The organism is Kribbella orskensis (assembly GCF_004342085.1).
Lineage (GTDB): Bacteria > Actinomycetota > Actinomycetes > Propionibacteriales > Kribbellaceae > Kribbella > Kribbella orskensis.
This window is the reverse complement of record NZ_SLWM01000019.1, coordinates 116246-131823: the sequence shown is the minus strand read 5'-3', so window position 1 is coordinate 131823 and position 15578 is coordinate 116246. Positions and strand designations below refer to the sequence as shown.

19 protein-coding genes are annotated in these 15578 nt (G+C 69.0%); 6 read left to right on the top strand and 13 right to left on the bottom strand.

Features of this window, described 5'->3' with window-relative positions:
* Window positions 1–35 precede the first annotated feature (35 nt).
* A complete protein-coding gene (locus tag EV644_RS34355) occupies window positions 36–1232 on the top strand; it encodes an AAA family ATPase (RefSeq protein ID WP_132193717.1) in 1197 nt (398 codons plus the stop codon).
* Here EV644_RS34355 and EV644_RS34350 read toward each other — a convergent pair.
* Both EV644_RS34350 and EV644_RS34345 read right to left on the bottom strand, forming a co-directional pair.
* Window positions 1229–2101: a DMT family protein gene (locus tag EV644_RS34350; protein WP_132193719.1), complete on the bottom strand. Its 873-nt coding sequence runs from the start codon at window positions 2099–2101 to the stop codon at window positions 1229–1231. The two genes, EV644_RS34355 and EV644_RS34350, sit on opposite strands and share 4 nt — an antisense overlap.
* 34 nt (window positions 2102–2135) lie before the next feature.
* A complete protein-coding gene (locus tag EV644_RS34345; RefSeq protein WP_132193721.1) occupies window positions 2136–2864 on the bottom strand; it encodes a CDP-alcohol phosphatidyltransferase family protein in 729 nt (242 codons plus the stop codon).
* Window positions 2865–2983: 119 nt separating this feature from the next.
* Between EV644_RS34345 and EV644_RS44835 the strand changes: the two genes are divergently transcribed.
* A complete protein-coding gene (locus EV644_RS44835; RefSeq protein WP_158293004.1) occupies window positions 2984–3124 on the top strand; it encodes a hypothetical protein in 141 nt (46 codons plus the stop codon).
* Window positions 3125–3144: 20 nt separating this feature from the next.
* Here EV644_RS44835 and EV644_RS34340 read toward each other — a convergent pair whose 3' ends face one another.
* From EV644_RS34340 to EV644_RS34325, 4 genes are all read right to left on the bottom strand, one after another.
* A complete protein-coding gene (locus tag EV644_RS34340; protein WP_132193723.1) occupies window positions 3145–3582 on the bottom strand; it encodes a nitroreductase family deazaflavin-dependent oxidoreductase in 438 nt (145 codons plus the stop codon).
* Window positions 3583–3592: 10 nt separating this feature from the next.
* Entirely contained in the window at window positions 3593–3958 is a 366-nt protein-coding gene (locus EV644_RS34335; protein WP_241999143.1) for an ArsR/SmtB family transcription factor, read from the bottom strand.
* Between the two features lie 16 nt (window positions 3959–3974).
* Window positions 3975–4409, bottom strand: coding sequence for an SRPBCC family protein (locus tag EV644_RS34330; protein WP_132193727.1), 435 nt, complete (start codon window positions 4407–4409; stop codon window positions 3975–3977).
* Window positions 4410–4472: 63 nt separating this feature from the next.
* A complete protein-coding gene (locus EV644_RS34325) occupies window positions 4473–4667 on the bottom strand; it encodes a hypothetical protein (protein ID WP_132193729.1) in 195 nt (64 codons plus the stop codon).
* Between the two features lie 79 nt (window positions 4668–4746).
* Between EV644_RS34325 and EV644_RS34320 the strand changes: the two genes are divergently transcribed.
* The gene (locus EV644_RS34320) at window positions 4747–5202 is read left to right on the top strand and encodes a MarR family winged helix-turn-helix transcriptional regulator (RefSeq protein ID WP_132193731.1); all 456 of its coding nucleotides are present in this window, start codon (window positions 4747–4749) and stop codon (window positions 5200–5202) included.
* 235 nt (window positions 5203–5437) lie between these two features.
* Here the strand turns inward: EV644_RS34320 and EV644_RS34315 are convergent, their stop codons facing one another.
* From EV644_RS34315 to EV644_RS34285, 7 genes are all read right to left on the bottom strand, one after another.
* Window positions 5438–5899 (bottom strand): hypothetical protein, encoded by a 462-nt coding sequence (locus tag EV644_RS34315; protein WP_241999145.1) that lies wholly within the window; start codon window positions 5897–5899, stop codon window positions 5438–5440.
* Window positions 5900–5910: 11 nt separating this feature from the next.
* The gene (locus tag EV644_RS34310) at window positions 5911–6327 is read right to left on the bottom strand and encodes a class F sortase (protein WP_241999147.1); all 417 of its coding nucleotides are present in this window, start codon (window positions 6325–6327) and stop codon (window positions 5911–5913) included.
* A gap of 352 nt (window positions 6328–6679) precedes the next feature.
* Window positions 6680–7651, bottom strand: a complete 972-nt coding sequence (locus EV644_RS34305) for a hypothetical protein (protein ID WP_132193733.1) — start codon at window positions 7649–7651, stop codon at window positions 6680–6682.
* Window positions 7652–7839: 188 nt separating this feature from the next.
* Window positions 7840–9009 carry a PP2C family protein-serine/threonine phosphatase gene (locus EV644_RS34300; protein WP_132193735.1) on the bottom strand — a complete coding sequence of 390 codons (1170 nt, stop codon included), beginning with the start codon at window positions 9007–9009 and terminating at the stop codon, window positions 7840–7842.
* A 115-nt stretch (window positions 9010–9124) separates the two neighbouring features.
* Window positions 9125–9952: an Fpg/Nei family DNA glycosylase gene (locus EV644_RS34295; RefSeq protein ID WP_132193737.1), complete on the bottom strand. Its 828-nt coding sequence runs from the start codon at window positions 9950–9952 to the stop codon at window positions 9125–9127.
* A gap of 168 nt (window positions 9953–10120) precedes the next feature.
* Window positions 10121–10594, bottom strand: a complete 474-nt coding sequence (locus EV644_RS34290) for a ribose-5-phosphate isomerase (protein WP_132193739.1) — start codon at window positions 10592–10594, stop codon at window positions 10121–10123.
* 164 nt (window positions 10595–10758) lie between these two features.
* Window positions 10759–11373, bottom strand: a complete 615-nt coding sequence (locus EV644_RS34285) for a mycothiol-dependent nitroreductase Rv2466c family protein (protein WP_132193741.1) — start codon at window positions 11371–11373, stop codon at window positions 10759–10761.
* A 161-nt stretch (window positions 11374–11534) separates the two neighbouring features.
* On the opposite strand from EV644_RS34285, the gene pepN reads away from it, so the two are divergent.
* The 3 genes from pepN to EV644_RS34270 all read left to right on the top strand — a co-directional run bounded on the left by pepN (window position 11535) and on the right by EV644_RS34270 (window position 15551).
* Complete coding sequence (gene pepN / locus EV644_RS34280) at window positions 11535–14108, top strand: aminopeptidase N (protein ID WP_132193743.1); 2574 nt, start codon at window positions 11535–11537, stop codon at window positions 14106–14108.
* 89 nt (window positions 14109–14197) lie between these two features.
* Window positions 14198–14527, top strand: coding sequence for a hypothetical protein (locus tag EV644_RS46795; protein ID WP_241999149.1), 330 nt, complete (start codon window positions 14198–14200; stop codon window positions 14525–14527).
* A 487-nt stretch (window positions 14528–15014) separates the two neighbouring features.
* Complete coding sequence (locus EV644_RS34270) at window positions 15015–15551, top strand: hypothetical protein (protein WP_132193745.1); 537 nt, start codon at window positions 15015–15017, stop codon at window positions 15549–15551.
* Window positions 15552–15578 lie beyond the last annotated feature (27 nt).

Genomic DNA, 15578 nt, shown 5'->3' with positions numbered 1-15578 from the left:
GCAGGTCGTCGGAATCCGCGGGTACGTTGGCGGGCATGTTGAGCACGCTCGCCATCGAGAACTACCGGTCCCTCCGGCGGCTGGTGATGCCGCTGGGCCGGGTGAACGCGGTGACCGGCGCCAACGGAACCGGCAAGTCCAGCCTGTACCGCGCGCTCCGCCTGCTGGCCGATGCCTCGCGGAACGGAGCAGTGGCCGCCCTGGCGCGCGAAGGCGGGTTGCCGTCGACTCTGTGGGCCGGACCGGAGAACATCTCGAAGGCGGTCCGTCGGGGTGAGCAGCCGATCCAGGGCACCGTCCGGACCGGTCCGCTCAGTCTGCGGATGGGGTTCGCGTCCGACGACTACGGCTACGCGATGGACTTCGGTCTCCCGCAGCCGACGCTGGGCGAGTTGAGGCGCCCCTCTGCCTTCAACCTCGATCCCGAGATCAAGCGGGAGGTGCTGTGGGCCGGGCCGTTCCTGCGGCCGGCCTCGCTGCTCGTCGAGCGGGGCGGCGGCGGGGTGCGGATCCGCAAGGCCGACGGGAAATGGCACGACGGCGGCCACGTGCTGCAGCCGTTCGACAGCATGCTGAGTGAGTTCGCCGACCCAGAGCGGGCGCCGGAGTTGCTCACCCTCCGGGAGCGGATCCGGTCCTGGCGGTTCTACGACCATCTGCGGACCGACGCCGACGCACCGGCTCGCCAGGTCCAGATCGGCACCCGGACCACGATCCTCGGCCCGGAGGGAGCCGATGTCGCCGCCGCGCTGCAGACCATCCGGGAGATCGGACCGAACGGCGCGCTGGACGAGGCGATCGACCTGGCCTTCCCGGACAGCAAGCTCGAGATCCGCAACAACGCCGGCCGCTTCGAGATCGCGTTCCAGCAGCACGGACTGCTGCGGCCGCTCTCCGGTGCGGAGCTGTCCGACGGCACCCTGCGGTATCTGCTCTGGGTCGCGGCGCTGCTGACTCCGCGACCGCCCGAACTGCTGGTGCTGAACGAGCCGGAGACGAGTCTGCACCCGGATCTCCTGCCTGCGTTGGCGAATCTAGTCGTCACCGCGGCCAAGGAGACCCAGATCATCATCGTCACCCACTCGCGCCCGTTCCTCGCCGCGCTCCAGGCCGGCTCGGACGAGACCGGCCTCGACCTGCGCACCGCCGAACTGGTGAAGGAGTTCGGCGCCACCACCATCGAAGGGCAACGCCCTCTGGACGAGCCACCATGGAAGTGGCCCAGCCGCTAAGACCGGCTAGTCGTTGGCCTGGCCGGTTCGGCCTCGTCCTTGACGGATTCGAAGCGGACCAGGATCAGCGCGCCGATCGCGGTCAGCACGAACCCGGCCAGCGCCCCGGCGTACCAGCCTTCGCGTACGTCGTCGCCGAGAACCAATACGCCGACCGCGGCCGGGGTGATCGTCTGCAGGGCGATCATCGGGGTGGTTGCCAGCGTCACCGAACCGCGTTGCAGCGCGAGCGAGTACAGCACGAAGGCGAGTGCTCCGCTGATCGGCAGGGTGTACGCCGTCGGGCTCCTCACGAGTTCCCCGAGCGAGCCGTCCTCGAGCAAGCGGGCCGAGATGGCGACTCCGGCGTACCCGAGTCCGGCGAGCAGTCCCAGCACGGCCGTGGCGCTCGCGTGCTTCGATCGGCTCGCCAGGCCTCCCAGCACGGCGATGCAGACGAGTCCGATGATCAGGCCGACCGTCAGCCCGTGGTGGGGGGCGCTCTCCCCCGCGTCACCGGCCGACACCGCGAGCAGGCCGAGCCCGACGCAGACGCCGACCACCGCCGCCCACTCGATCGCGCTGAGCTGGTCCGCCATCAGCCGGGTCGCGAGCAGCGCGGTGACGACGAGGCTTGCGGCGATCCCGGCCTGGGCCAGGTAGAGGGGCAGCAGCCGCAGGGCGACGAAGTGCAGCCCGAATCCGGCTAGGTTGAGAACCAGGGCGCCGAGGAACGCGGGCTGCCGCAACAGCGCGCCGACGAACCCGACGAGCCGCCGCGGGTCCAGCTCGGACCCGGTCGGCACCTTGCGCGAGCCGACCGCCTGCAGGATCGCGGCGATGCCGAAGAGCACCGCCGCCCCGAGCGCGGCGCTCAGTCCACCTATCACCCAGTCAGCCCTGTCACTCGGTCAATCCTGCCACTCAGGCGACCTTGCGCCGTGGCACCCAGAAAGTGAGGTAGAGGCTCAGCCCGCCGTAGTACACGAGATAGGCGAGCGAGACCCCGATCACGATCGGGTTCGGGTCCGGCATCTGCGCCAGCAGCACGGCGTACGCCGCCAGCCAGATCGCGGTGGTCACCAGGTTCATCGACCGGAACGCCTTGGTCCGCGACGGGTAGACGTACTTCACCGGCACGAACACCAGGATCGAGCAGATCAGCAGGATCAGCCCGGTCGCCGTCGGTCCGAGGCCGAGCACCACGACGTAGAACGCGACCACGTTCCAGTAGCTCGGGAAGCCCAGGAAGAAGTGGTCGTCGGTCTTCGCGTCGGTCCGGCAGAACTGGTAGCTGGAGGCAAGCAGCGGCAGTGCCGCCACAGCCGCGCCGAGGAACCCGTTCGGCAGGTAGTCGCCGGTCCACAGCAACACGATCGGCGCGAACGCATAGGTCAGGTAGTCGACGATGTTGTCGAGCATCGCCCCGTCGAACCACGGGATCGTCTCCTTGACCCGGAGCCGGCGGGCGATCATTCCGTCCGTGCCGTCGATCACCAGCGCGGCCAGGCCGAGCCAGAGCGCCCGGACGGCGTCGCCGTCGATGGCGGCGATCACGATCAGCAGCGCGAGCACCGTTCCGCTCGCGGTATAGGCATGCAGTGCAAGTCCGGCCAGACGCAGTCGCGTCGACCCGACGAACGGTTCCTGCACCGCGTCGTGTGTGGTCAGGAGGACTCCCAGAACTCGGTCGACGCCACGCGTCGGTCTACTGTGGTCAGCGTCTCACAGGCCGGGTGCCAGCCCTGTGACCGCATACCCTTCCGCGGTGGATGTTCGGCGTGGTCGTCGAGGGCGGGCTGGTCGACCTGGTGGTCGCGAAGGTGCCGGACCGGGAATCGCGCGAGTTCTGGCTGTGGATCCTGCTCGTGGTCGGCGTGCACATCCTGGCGTTCTCGCACGGCCCGATCTGAGCAGCTACTGAACGTCTGGGTTACTGAACTGGCTCCAGCACGAACTGCGGGATCTTCCGGGTGGTCTTCTTCTGGTACTCGGCGTAGTCCGGGTAGGCGGCGACAGACCGCTTCCACCACAGCTCGTACTCCTCGCCCTCGATCTCGCGGGCGACGTACTCGCCGGTCTCCTCGCCGTCCTGCAACTGCACGGTGGGGTCGGCCTTGAGGTTGTAGTACCAGACCGGGTTCTTCGGGGCGCCGCCGAGCGACGCGACCGCGACGTACACGCCGTCGTGCTCGACGCGCATCAGCGGCACCTTGCGGATCTTGCCGGACTTGGCGCCGCGCATGGTCAGCAGCACGACACCCCTGCCGCCGAAACCGGCCACGCTGGTGCTGCCGGTCTCCTCGATCTTCTCCACCGCGCTGCGGACCCACGCGGTCGGACTGGGGGCGTATTCGTCTTCGGAAGGCATGTCGCCGAGTCTACCGTTGACGCGTCATCATCACGTCGCCCTGCTTTTCCGCGTCGACGAGCTGTGTTTCCGCCTCGGCGAGCTGCTTGATCACAGCCAGCCGCCGGTCCCACTGCGCCGCGACGTCCTCCATCCACCGGGCGGTCGCGGTCAACGCGTCCGGCCGCAGCCCGAACCGGACCTCGCGCCCGCTCCTGAGACTGCCGACGACACCCGCCTCCTTCAGCACCCCCAGATGCTGTACGACGGCCTGCCGGGTGACGGGGAGTTCGCCCGCCAGGGAGGTCGCCGTACGGTCGCCCGCCCGGGCGAGGAGTTCCACCAGCCGGCGGCGGGTGGGGTCGGCCAGGGCAGCCAGGACCTCGCCCGTGGTCACAGGACCTCTCCGGTGATCACAGGTTCCGCGCGACGGCGGCCAGGCCTTCGAGCCCGCCGTCCCAGCCGGTGGCGGCATCCTCGGCCTGCTTGGCTCGCACGTCCGCGGGGAGGTCGAGCCGGTCGAAGCCGCTCTCGACCACGCGCAGGCGGGTCCCCTCGCCCTCGGGCGTCAGGGTGAACTCGACCAGGTTGGAGTTGCCCGGCGCGGGGTCCACGTCGGGGTCGACCGCATACCGGTAGGCGAACCGGCGGCCGGGCTCCACCTTCTCCACGAAACCGCGGTACTCACCGTGCTCCTCCCAGCGCATCACCAACTGCCCGCCGGGACGGAGGTCGATGTCGGCACCACCGAACGCGTACCAGGTGGCGAAGTGCTCCGGCCGCGTCAGTGCGGTCCAGACCTGCTCCGGTCGCGCCTCGACGTACACCTCTCGCTCAATGCTGTCCATGTCCCCGGAGTCTGTCAGCTGGGCAGCTGATGTGCAAGTGGTTGCTTGCACATAACAGAGGGTCTACAGCCGACCGGCTTCCTTCTCCTGCCTTGCCCGCTGGGCGCGCGCGACCTTGGCGGCCCGCTCGCGCTCCATCCGGCTACGAGGATCCAGGTGGTCGGGCAGGCTGGCCGGGCCTGCGACGTGCAGCAGCAACCAGGTGAGGCGCCACCTGAAGCGGTACAGCAGACTCAGACCCTCGTTCTTGTTGCTCATCACGACTCTCCAGACGTTTGGTGTGGCAATAGTTTGTGCACCAATTGATATCCTAGTCAACGCTGACCGAAGGAGAGAAATGCCCGGAACGTCTGAAACTTCTGAAGAGCTCGACCTGCTCGCGCTGGATCGTCAGGTCTGCTTCGCGCTCGCGGTGGCGTCCCGCAGCGTGATCGCGCTGTATCGCCCGCTGTTGGAGCCCATGGGCCTCACCCATCCGCAGTACCTGGTGATGCTCGCCCTGTGGGAGGAATCACCCCTGTCGGTGAAGCAACTGAGCGGCCTGCTCCAGCTCGACCCCGGCACCCTCTCCCCCTTGCTCAAGCGCCTGGAGTCCAGCGGCTACGTGCACCGCCAGCGAGACCCCCGCGACGAACGCTCCCTGGCCGTCACCCTCACCCCCGCCGGCCAGTCCCTCCGCGCCAAGGCCCTGGCCATCCCCCCAGCCATCATCGACCGCCTGGGCATGTCGCTGACCGAACTGGAAAACCTCCACAAATCGCTCACCAGAGTCATCGCCGCAGCGACAGACTGACCGCTGGAGGGCGACCCACAGAGGTGCGCAGCCAACGGCAGGAAGGCGATCTCGCCGTTGAATATCGTGGCAGCATGACAGCACGGAAGTCGTCGATCTCGGTATCGACTGAGGTCGAGGAAACGATCAGGATGTCCGCCGCTGAGGAGCAGTCATCCCGACGACCTGACTGACCTTGCGTCCTCGATCGGGGTCGAACTTCAGGTGTTCACCGTCCAGAGCGAACAGCTGCGCCTCAGGCCGTGCACCCCTGGAGTTGGGTGGCGGTGGCTATTTTGGCTTCGATCCAGCGGCGGCGGAGGAAGTGGGCCTTGAGGAGGCGGTGGACGCCGTCGAGGACGACCAGACGGCCGCGGTAGGCGACCAGGTGGATGGGGAAGTCGAGGTCCGCGTCCATCACCCGCTGGTAGTGCGGGCGGAAGTTCATCGGGGTGGCGGCGACCTGGTTCGGAGTGACCCTGAAGCGTTCGCCATTCAGCTGCCACAGCGGCAGGTCGAACATCCAGAGCAGGTCGGCGACCTCGACCGGTTCGACCCGCAGGTCGAGGGCCCAGAGCTTGCCGAGCTGCCAGCGCGTCGGCGGAAAGACGTCACGCATCGAGTCCGGCGTCATCGCCAGCAGTTCCTCGAACGACACCTCCGGCGCCGTCCGGTCCGCGCCACTCAGCTCCGGCTCGCCCAACCCATCGATCGTCACGGACGAGCAGGCTACGCCATCCGCTGGGCGACCACGACGACGTTGCTGAGGTACACCTTGCCGTTCCAGTCCTCACAGGTGATCAGCACGAGCCGCCCTGGCACATCCTGGTCGAAGACGCGGTCCGCGTTCCCCGCTAGGGCCTGCTTCCGGTACGTCGTGACGCCGGTGACCCGATAGGTCAGCAATCCGCGCGAGGTGGTCACGGAGACGGAATCACCGGCTCGGAGCTGCTCCAGATCATCGAGGGCGCCGCCACCGGCGTGCACGGTATGCCCGGTGATGACGGCAGAACCGCGACGCGCGCCCGGCTCGGCACCACCGGACCACCACCCCAGCTTCTGCGGGTTCGACGGCGGAGTCAGCGAGCCCGCCTCGGCAACGATCGGCACGACCGGCGCGGACACCCCCAACCGCGGGATGGACACCAGCGTGGGCTCACCGGGTCGCGCCGCCGGTGAGCCCCCAGGTCTGGTGGGCGGCGTCGTACGTCGTGGCGCGCTGGCTGATGAAGTCGCGCTCGCTGTCGAGCTCGGCGAATTCGGCGCCGCGCCGGGCGAGCTCGCGCCGGGCGACCTCGCGCCGGACGGTGTCACGCCGGACGGAGTCACGGCGCGAGGCGTGGACTCCGACGGCAGGACGGTCCCGGGAGCACCAGCGCTGTCGCGGTCATCGAACTGGAGACAGCCGCCGAGAGCGGCCAAACCGATCCCGGCAAGTGCGAGCGACCCACCCCACCGAAGTGGGGCGGGTCGACCACGTCGTTGAACGACTGTCACGTCAGATGCTGTGCCTGCCGCGTCGCCTGAGCACCATCGTGGATCCCGCGGCGAGCAGTAGACCGCCGGCCGTGAGCAGCCCGCTACCCAGGAGACCCAATGGCCCGCTGGGCATACCCGCACTGCCCGAGTCACCGCCACCGAGACCGGCGTCAACAGCCGTCGGTACGCCGGTCGACGGGGACTCCGAGACGTCCGAGACCGGCGTGGAGTCGGTTGCGGTCGGCGTCGCACTGGTCACCGTCGACGACGGCGACACCGTCGGCGACGACGGCCCCTCGGTCGGCGGGGTGGTGGGCGGCGTCGTAGGAGGCGTCGTCGGTGGGGTTGTCGGAGGCGTCGTAGGAGGCGTCGTCGGAGGCGTCGTAGGAGGCGTCGTCGGAGGCGTCGTAGGAGGCGTGGTGGGCGGAGTGGTCGGGGGCGTCGTCGGAGGAGTGGTGGGCGGAGTGCAGCCCTCGACCCAGAAGACCTTGTGCTTCTGGTCGGCGCCGATCGATCCGTCGGCCTCGATGGTGATCTTGATGTGGTAGCCCTGCTGCGGCTGCGGCTGACCCGTGAACGCCACCGTGTACTTCACCGAGGCATCCAGGTCGTCGCCACCGCCCGCGGGGTCCTCGCCGATGAAGGGGGTCAGGTCACCCGACACCACCGTCACGCCGCCGTCGGAGGTCGGGGCCTGGTCCTCGAACGTCACCTCGGCCTCGAAGTCGGCGCCCTCGTCGTAGTTGTAGAACTCGACCAGGAACGTGCAGCCCTGATGCGGATTGTTGTCCGGCGGGCCACTGATGTCCTCGCCCTCGATCTTGATGAAGCCGTTGTTGCCGGGCGGATCGGCTTTCGGGCCCGCAGCAACGACCTGGTCGGCCGACGCTGCCGGCGCCGCGACCAGGGTGGCCGCCCCCAGCAGCAGCGACACCGCGCCGGCTCCGGCGATGGCGCCGGCCGCGCGAGCGCTGACACCCGATTTTGCCATCACGACTGTCCTCGTTTCAGGAGAGGGATCTCATCTGAAGTATGGGACTCTCGTTGCACTAGTCAACTACTCACGGCAACAATTCTCAACATTTGCAGCGCGGCTATCACATTGTGTGCGCATTCAACTAGCGCCGACAGGCCTGCGACCGTCAGACCGGCCGCCCGGCCGTGGGCGCGAGTCCACCGTCAGAGTCGGAGGAGGGCTGAGCCGCGCCGGCGCAGTTGGGCGGCACGATCCGGGGGGCATTCCGGGGTGAGGTCGGCGGGGTGCATCCGGCGGTGGACGATGACGATGGCGGAATCGTCGCCCGGACCGCCGATCTCCTTCACCAACTCGTCGGCGGCGCCCTTGAAGCCCTTCGCCACCAGGCGTTCGGCGTGACCGGCCAGCCGATCCGTGCCCTGCCCGATGTCGCGCTGCGGCGTCTCGACCATGCCGTCGCTGTAGAGGAAGAGCGCGTCGCCCACCTTCAGCTGCCCCTTGTTCGCCTGGAACTCGGGCGCTTCCATCAGGCCGAGCAACGGCCCGTCCGCGTCGCGCGTCTGCCAGCGCCCCGACCACGCGTCGAACTGGATCGCCGGCGGATGCCCAGCGGTCCGTACTTCGAAGTCGCCGGTGGTGAGGTTGACGGCGACGTGCACGACGGTGGCGAAGTCGTCGTCCCAGTCCTGCCGGCGCAGGTAGTGGTTCGCGGACGGCAGGAACTCCTCGACCGGCACCACCCCGAGCAAGCCGCCGAAGGCACCGGACAGCAGCAGTGCCCGGGTCCCGGCATCGATTCCTTTGCCTGAGACATCGACCAGCGCGATCTCGAGCTCGTCACCGCGGGTCGTCGACACCACGAAGTCGCCGGAGAACTTCGCTCCCCCGGCCGACTGGATCGACTGCTCGGCGAGCCATTCCGCGGGCAGGTCCGGCAGCTCGCCCTGCGCGGTGAGGGTGTCCCGCAGCTCGATCAGCATGGACTCACCCCGGGTGCCCGGGACTCCCAGCCGGCTGCGCACCTTGGCACTGGTGAGCACGATCCAGGCCGCGATCCCCAGGGTCAGGACGAACCCGGTCTTCGGCAGCCCGGCCGCACGTTCGGACACGACGTACGAGGCCAGCATCAGCGTGATCAGCGTCAGCGCGAGCAGCGGCCGGAACCGCAGCAACAATCCGCCGAGCAACAGAGGTATGACGAAGACGGTAGTGGGTATGAGTGACGGCAGCGCCAACGCGGCGCCGCTCAGAGCGACCGTGAAAGCCAGCAGGCCGGCGAATGCCAGCCGGTGAGATCGGCGCGCGCGACGAAGCACCGTCTCGACCCGTCGGCCGATCCGTCGCGCGAGAGCCATGCCAACGCTGCCACTCATGGTGAGACGAATGTAACGGCCCGCCTCGATCCGCGCATCAAGTAGTCACAACTTGTCCGGACAGCAGGCCGGATTCGGCGGGATCGTTCCCCCTTCGAGACCTGCGGGGGCACCATCAGCCCTTCCTGGTCAGGCCGGTGCGCTGACACTTCGGGCACCAGAAGAGGTTGCGTCCGGCCAGGATCTCGGTCCGGATCACCGAGTTGCAGACGAAGCAGTGCTGGCCCTGCCGACGGTACACATAGACCTCGCCACCGTGGTCGTCCCGCCGCGGGTCGCGACCCATCGCCTCCGGGGTGTGGTCGTCACCGACGGTGTCGATCCGGCCGGTCTCGACGCCGTACTTCATCAGATCGAGCAGGTCTTCCCACATGCCCTGCCACTCGCGCTTCTTCACCAGGTGGCCGGGCGTCTTCGGGTGCAGCTTGGCCCGGAAGAGCACCTCGGCGCGGTACACGTTGCCGACGCCGCTGAGCACCTCCTGGTCCATCAGCAACTGCCCGATCGGCTGCTTGCTGCGGTGGATCCGCTTCCAGGCCAGGGCCGGATCGGCGTCGTCGCGCAACGGGTCCGGGCCGAGCCGGCCGATCAGCGTCTCCCGCTCGTCCTCGGTCAGTACCTCGCAAACCGTCGCGCCGCGCAGATCGGCGTACGCCGTGGCGTTCTGCAGGCGGAGCCGGACCTGGCCGACGGGTTCGGGGACCGGCGCCTCACCGAAGTCGACCTTGCCGATCAGGCCCAGGTGGATGTGCAGCCAGCCGGCTCCTTCGAAGTCGGCGAGGAAGTGTTTGCCGTGCGCCTCGGTCCCGCGCAGCACGTGGCCGTTCAGCCGCGCGGCGCCTTCGACGAACCGGCCCTGCGGGCTCGAGGCGGTGACGGGCCGGCCACCGAAGGCGTCCCAGACGTCGTTCGCCAGTCTGTGCAGGGTGTGACCTTCGGGCATGATTCCTCTTATGGGTGTGACATCAGGCAAGGGCCGGAGCGGTGGGCCCACTCCGGCCGTCGTGGGAACCGGCCGGTCGATGCGGGCCCGGGATGTCTCCAGACCCCGCACGGCCGAACAGCGCAAGCCTCAGAACAGGCAACAGAGCAAGCAGCAGGACCAGCAGGATCAGGACGACGGCAAGGGCGGCAGTTCGCCGGTCTCCTCGTAGCCCGCGAGCATCTCGATCCGCCGGGTGTGCCGGTCCTCGCCCGAGTAGTCGGTGGCCAGGAACGTCTCCACGAACCCGGTCGCCTCCGCCTCGGAGTGCATCCGCGCACCGACGCTCACCACGTTCGCATTGTTGTGCTCACGGCTGAGCTTGGCGGTCTCGGTGCTCCAGGCCAGCGCGGCCCGGACCCCCTTCACCTTGTTCGCGGCGATCTGCTCGCCGTTGCCCGAACCCCCGATCACGATGCCGAGGCTGCCTTCGTCCTTGGTCACGGCCCCGGCCGTGCGCAGGCAGAACGGCGGGTAGTCGTCGACCGCGTCGTACACGGCCGGGCCGTGGTCGACGACGTCGTGGCCGGCACCGGTGAGGTGCTGGACCAGGTGGTTCTTCAGTTCGAAGCCGGCATGGTCAGAGCCGATGTGCACTCGCATGGGCGAAGTCTTCCACTCACTTCAGCAGTCCGGGACGCCGGGGAGCTTGGGGCCGCCCGAGCCGACGTACACGTTGGTGACTTCCAGCCGGGCTCGGTCGGCGGCCGGGATGTCGCGAAGCCGGCCGTGACACCAGGACGCAAAACTTTAGACTGCTCGAAGGATCAGTCGAAGATCGGGCCGCGGTCGCGGGTGCGCTTGATCTCGAAGAAGCCCTCGGTGCCGGCCACCAGCCGGACGCCGTCCCAGAGCCTGCCCGCCGCCTCGCCCTTCGGGGCCGGCGTGACGACCGGGCCGAAGAACGCGGACCCCTCGACCGAGATGACCGGCGTACCGACCTCCATGCCGACCTGGTCCATGCCCTCGTGGTGCGACTTCTTCAGGGCGTCGTCGTACCGGTCGGTGGTCGCGGCCTCGATCAGCGTGGCGGGCAGACCGACCTCGGCGAGAGACTCGGCGATCACGTCGTCGGCGCCGTCGCGGATGCCCCGGCCCTCGACGTGGATGCGCCGACCCATCGCGGTGTACAGCGGCAGCAGCACCTCGTTGCCGTGCGCCTGCTCGGCGGCGATCAGCACCCGGACCGGACCCCAGGCCTTGACCAGGAAGCTCTTGTAGTCGTCGGGGAGTTCGTCTCGGCCGGCGTTCAGGACGGCGAGGCTCATCACGTGCCAGGTGGTGCTGACGTCGCGAACCTTCTCGACCTCGAGCATCCAGCGGGACGTCATCCAGGCCCAGGGGCAGGCCGGGTCGAACCAGAAATCTGCGGGAGCGGTCATATAGCTGATCGTACAAAGTGAAACCAACCCGGTCACCGCGGGGCGTGGCGGCGTCACGATCCGGCAACGTCCCCCGGCCGATGGATGCGCTTTCATCTCCGTTTCGGAAGTCGCGGGGAAACCCTCGGCAATCGACGCATCCAGGTGCATAGGATGCCGACATGCCTGGAACCAACCTGACGCGCGACGAAGCGCGTACCCGCGCCGCCCTGATCAGTGACGTCAGCTACGCGATCGAGCTCGACCTGACCACGGCCGCGAGCGGAGCCGCGACGTTCGCGTCGACGACCACCCTCGACTTCAGCGCCGAACCCGGCGCGAGCACCTTCGCCGACCTGATCGCGGCCACCGTCCGCGAGGTCACGCTGAACGGCCGCTCGCTCGACCCGGACACCGTGTACGACGGCGCCCGGATCCAGCTCGAGGATCTCGAGGAGCGCAACGAGCTCCGGGTGGTCGCGGACTGCGTCTACTCGCGCACCGGGGAAGGACTGCACCGCTCGGTCGACCCGGCCGACAAGGAGACCTACCTCTACACCCAGTTCGAGGTGCCGGACGCGCGCCGCGTGTTCACCACCTTCGAGCAGCCCGACCTCAAGGCACCCTTCACCTTCACCGTCTCCGCGCCCGCCCGCTGGGTGGTCATCTCGAACGCCCCGACCCCCGAGCCCACGCCGTACAAGGGTGAGAACGGCGAGGACCTGGCCCGCTGGGAGTTCGCGCCGACGCAGCCGATCTCGACGTACATCACCGCCGTCGTGGCCGGCCCGTACCACGTGGTGACCGACTCCTACGACGGGCCGAACGGCAGCTACCCGCTGTCCCTGCTCTGCCGGCCGTCGCTGAAGGAGGCGCTGGACACCGAGGACCTGTTCGAGGTGACCAAGCAGGGCTTCGAGCTGTTCGAGCGCGCCTTCGGTACGCCGTACCCGTTCGCCAAGTACGACCAGGCCTTCGTGCCGGAGTACAACATGGGCGCGATGGAGAACGCGGGCTGCGTGACGCTGCGGGACGAGTACCTGTTCCGCAGCCGCACCACGCACGCGGAGCTGGAGTCGCGGGCGAACACCGTGCTGCACGAGCTCGCGCACATGTGGTTCGGCGACCTGGTCACGATGACCTGGTGGGACGACCTGTGGCTGAACGAGTCCTTCGCCGAGTGGGCCAGCCACTGGGCCCAGGCGGTCGCGACGACGAAGTACCCCGACGCCTGGACCACCTTCTGCAACGCGCGGAAGAACTGGGCCTACCGGCAGGACCAGCTGCCCTCGACGCACCCGATCGCCGCGGACATGGTCGACTTCCACGCGGTCGAGGTGAACTTCGACGGCATCACCTACGCCAAGGGCGCGTCCACGCTGCGCCAGCTGGTCGCGTTCGTCGGCGAGGACACCTTCATCAGCGCGCTGAAGGAGTACTTCGCCGACCACGCGTTCGGCAACACCGAGCTGACCGACCTGCTGAAGCCGCTGGAGAAGGCGTCCGGGCGCGACCTGGACGACTGGACCGAGCGCTGGCTGCGGACCGCCGGGGTGAACACCCTACGGACCGACTTCAGCGTCGACGACGCCGGCGCGTTCACCAGCTTCGCGATCGAGCAGACCGCGGCGCCGGCCTTCCCGACGCTGCGGCCGCACCGGCTCGCGGTCGGCCTGTACCGCAGGACCGACGACGGCCTGGTCCGGACCGAGCGGTTCGAGGTGGACGTCGACGGTCCGCGCACCGAGCTCGCCGAACTGGTCGGCGCGACCCAGCCCGATCTGGTGCTGCTGAACGACGACGACCTCACCTACGCCAAGATCCGGCTGGACGAGCGGTCCCGCGCGACCCTGGTCGACTCGATCGACCAGCTGAAGGACTCGCTGGCCCGGGCGCTGGCCTGGGGCGCGGCGTGGGACATGACCCGCGACGCCGAGATGCCCGCCAGCCAGTACGTCGGGATCGTGCTGAAGGGAATCCGTGCCGAGACCGATCTGACCGCGGTCCGCGCGCTGCTCGGGCAGGCCACCTCTGCGATCAACAGCTACGCGGCGCCGGAGAAACGCGCCGAGCTGCGCGCGTCGTACGAGCGGACCCTGGCCGAGCTGCTCGCCGACGCCGAGTCGGGCAGCGACCACCAGCTCGCCTTCGCCCGGGCGTACATCGCCGGCGTCTTCTCCGACGCGGGCGCGGACCTGCTGGCCGGCTGGCTCGACGGCAACGACCTCCCGCCGGGACTGGTGGTCGACACCGACCTGCGCTGGACGCTGATCGTGGCGCTGGCGCGGCTGGGACGGGTCGACGCGGACGCGATCGAGGACGAGCTCACCCACGACACCACCATCACCGGGCAGGAGCGGGCCGCCCAGGCGCGCGCGGCCCGGCCGACCGCCGAGGCGAAGGCCGACGCCTGGCGGATCGCGGTGGAGTCCGAGGACACCCCGAACGAGACGCAGTTCCGCACCATCCTCGGCTTCCAGCAGCCGGGCCAGGAGGAGCTGCTCCGCCCGTACGTCGGCAAGTACCTGAGCGCGGCCAAGGACGTCTACACCAGGCTCGGGTCCTCGATGGGCGAGAACGTGCTCGTGTACCTGTCCCCGCGCAACCTGCCCGAGGCCGCCACCCTGGAGGCGCTGACCGGCTGGCTCGACACCGAGGCCGAGTCGGTCGACGCCCCGACACTCCGGTACGTCGGGGAGGCGCGCGCCGATCTCGAGCGGGCCCTGGAGGCTCAGCGGCGCGACGCGGTCGGCTGATGGGTTCGGATCCCTCGTTAGCGGGCCGGTCCGCGGTGGCACTGACGGGCCTGGCCGAGGCCTACCGACCTCGGCCGGTCACTCCGTTGATGCCCTGGCGGTTCCCCGGCCGGTTGGTGAAGCCGTACGTGATCACCGCACGGGGACGATCCTGGGACGACCAGATGGTGGGGGTGGCGCGGGTCGCCGCCGCCCGCCAGCTGGAGTTCGACGACGCGATGGGCGCGCTCGGCCTGGCCGTGGTGATCCTGCACCTCGGTGACGACGGGATCTACCTGGTCGTGCAGAGCTGGGCGAAGGACTTCCAGTCGCGGCTGAGCATCTTCAGCGGTATGGACGTGGACGACCTCCGCCCGGCGCCGATCGGCGTCGCGCCCTGCGTCTGGAGGTGCTCAGCCACGAGCGGGCGGCGTACGTGAACCACATCCTGAACGCCGAGGTCGACGTCGAGTCCTGGCTCGACGACTGTCTCGACACCCGGCCGACGCCGCGAACGGACGGCGTTCCGTCCGGAACATAGTCCGGCCGGCGCCTGATCTCGGCCGGCCATCTATTCGGAACGTGTCGCCGCGAATGCCCGCAGTGATATTCAAACGGCTGCTTGGCAGCGGATAGTCGCAACGCGCCTCCGGTGCGCAATCAGTTGTTTCACAAGGGATTCCCGTCACCTGAGGAGTGCTCACTTTATTGCCGGATCGGCTTATGCTGACCGCGATATCCGCTCAGAGGACTTTGGGGAGGGCCTTTGTCGTGACACCCGTTGATCACCCGAGAGCACCCAACCGGGCCTCGCACGCAAGCCGGCCCGAGCACAGTCCCGCGGGACGCGCGGCTGCCCGGGCGGCGCGGAAGAAATCGAAGAGGTCCCACAGCGCGGTCGGAGCCGCGATCGTGGCGGGTGCCGCGATGGTCGCGACTTTTGCTTTCATCATCACCAACGGCACGTCCTCGTCCCCACCGGCCGATGAGAGCCAGCCACCCCTGCCCGCGGCCTCGACCCCCGTCTCGGCGCCGCCGAAGCAGAGCGCGAAGCCAGCGCCGGCCGCCAGCACCGCCAAGGCCGACCGCAAGCCGCCGGCGACCGTGAAGTCCGCGGCCCCGCCGAACACGGGCCCGGTGTCACCCGCCTTCAAGCGCGGCCAGTGGATCGCCGTCCTCGACACCTACCCGACCGACGCCGGTCTGGAGGCGGACACGCTGGCCAAGAACCTCGCGGCCAAGCTGATCGCCGAAGGCGTCCCGGCCAAGGCCTTGTGGGCGAAGGGACAGTACCCGGGGCTGGCGAGCAGCAGCGGAGTAGCGGTCAGCGATGCCTGGGTCGTCTACCTCGGCCCCAGCTCGACGTCCGAGGGTGCTCTCGATCTCTGCCTGGCACCGAAGACCCAGCAGGCCTACACGAACGCGGCCTGCCCGACCTACGAACCCGCCAGCTCACTCGGCTGATCCGTCGCACCGGATCCATCGCACTGG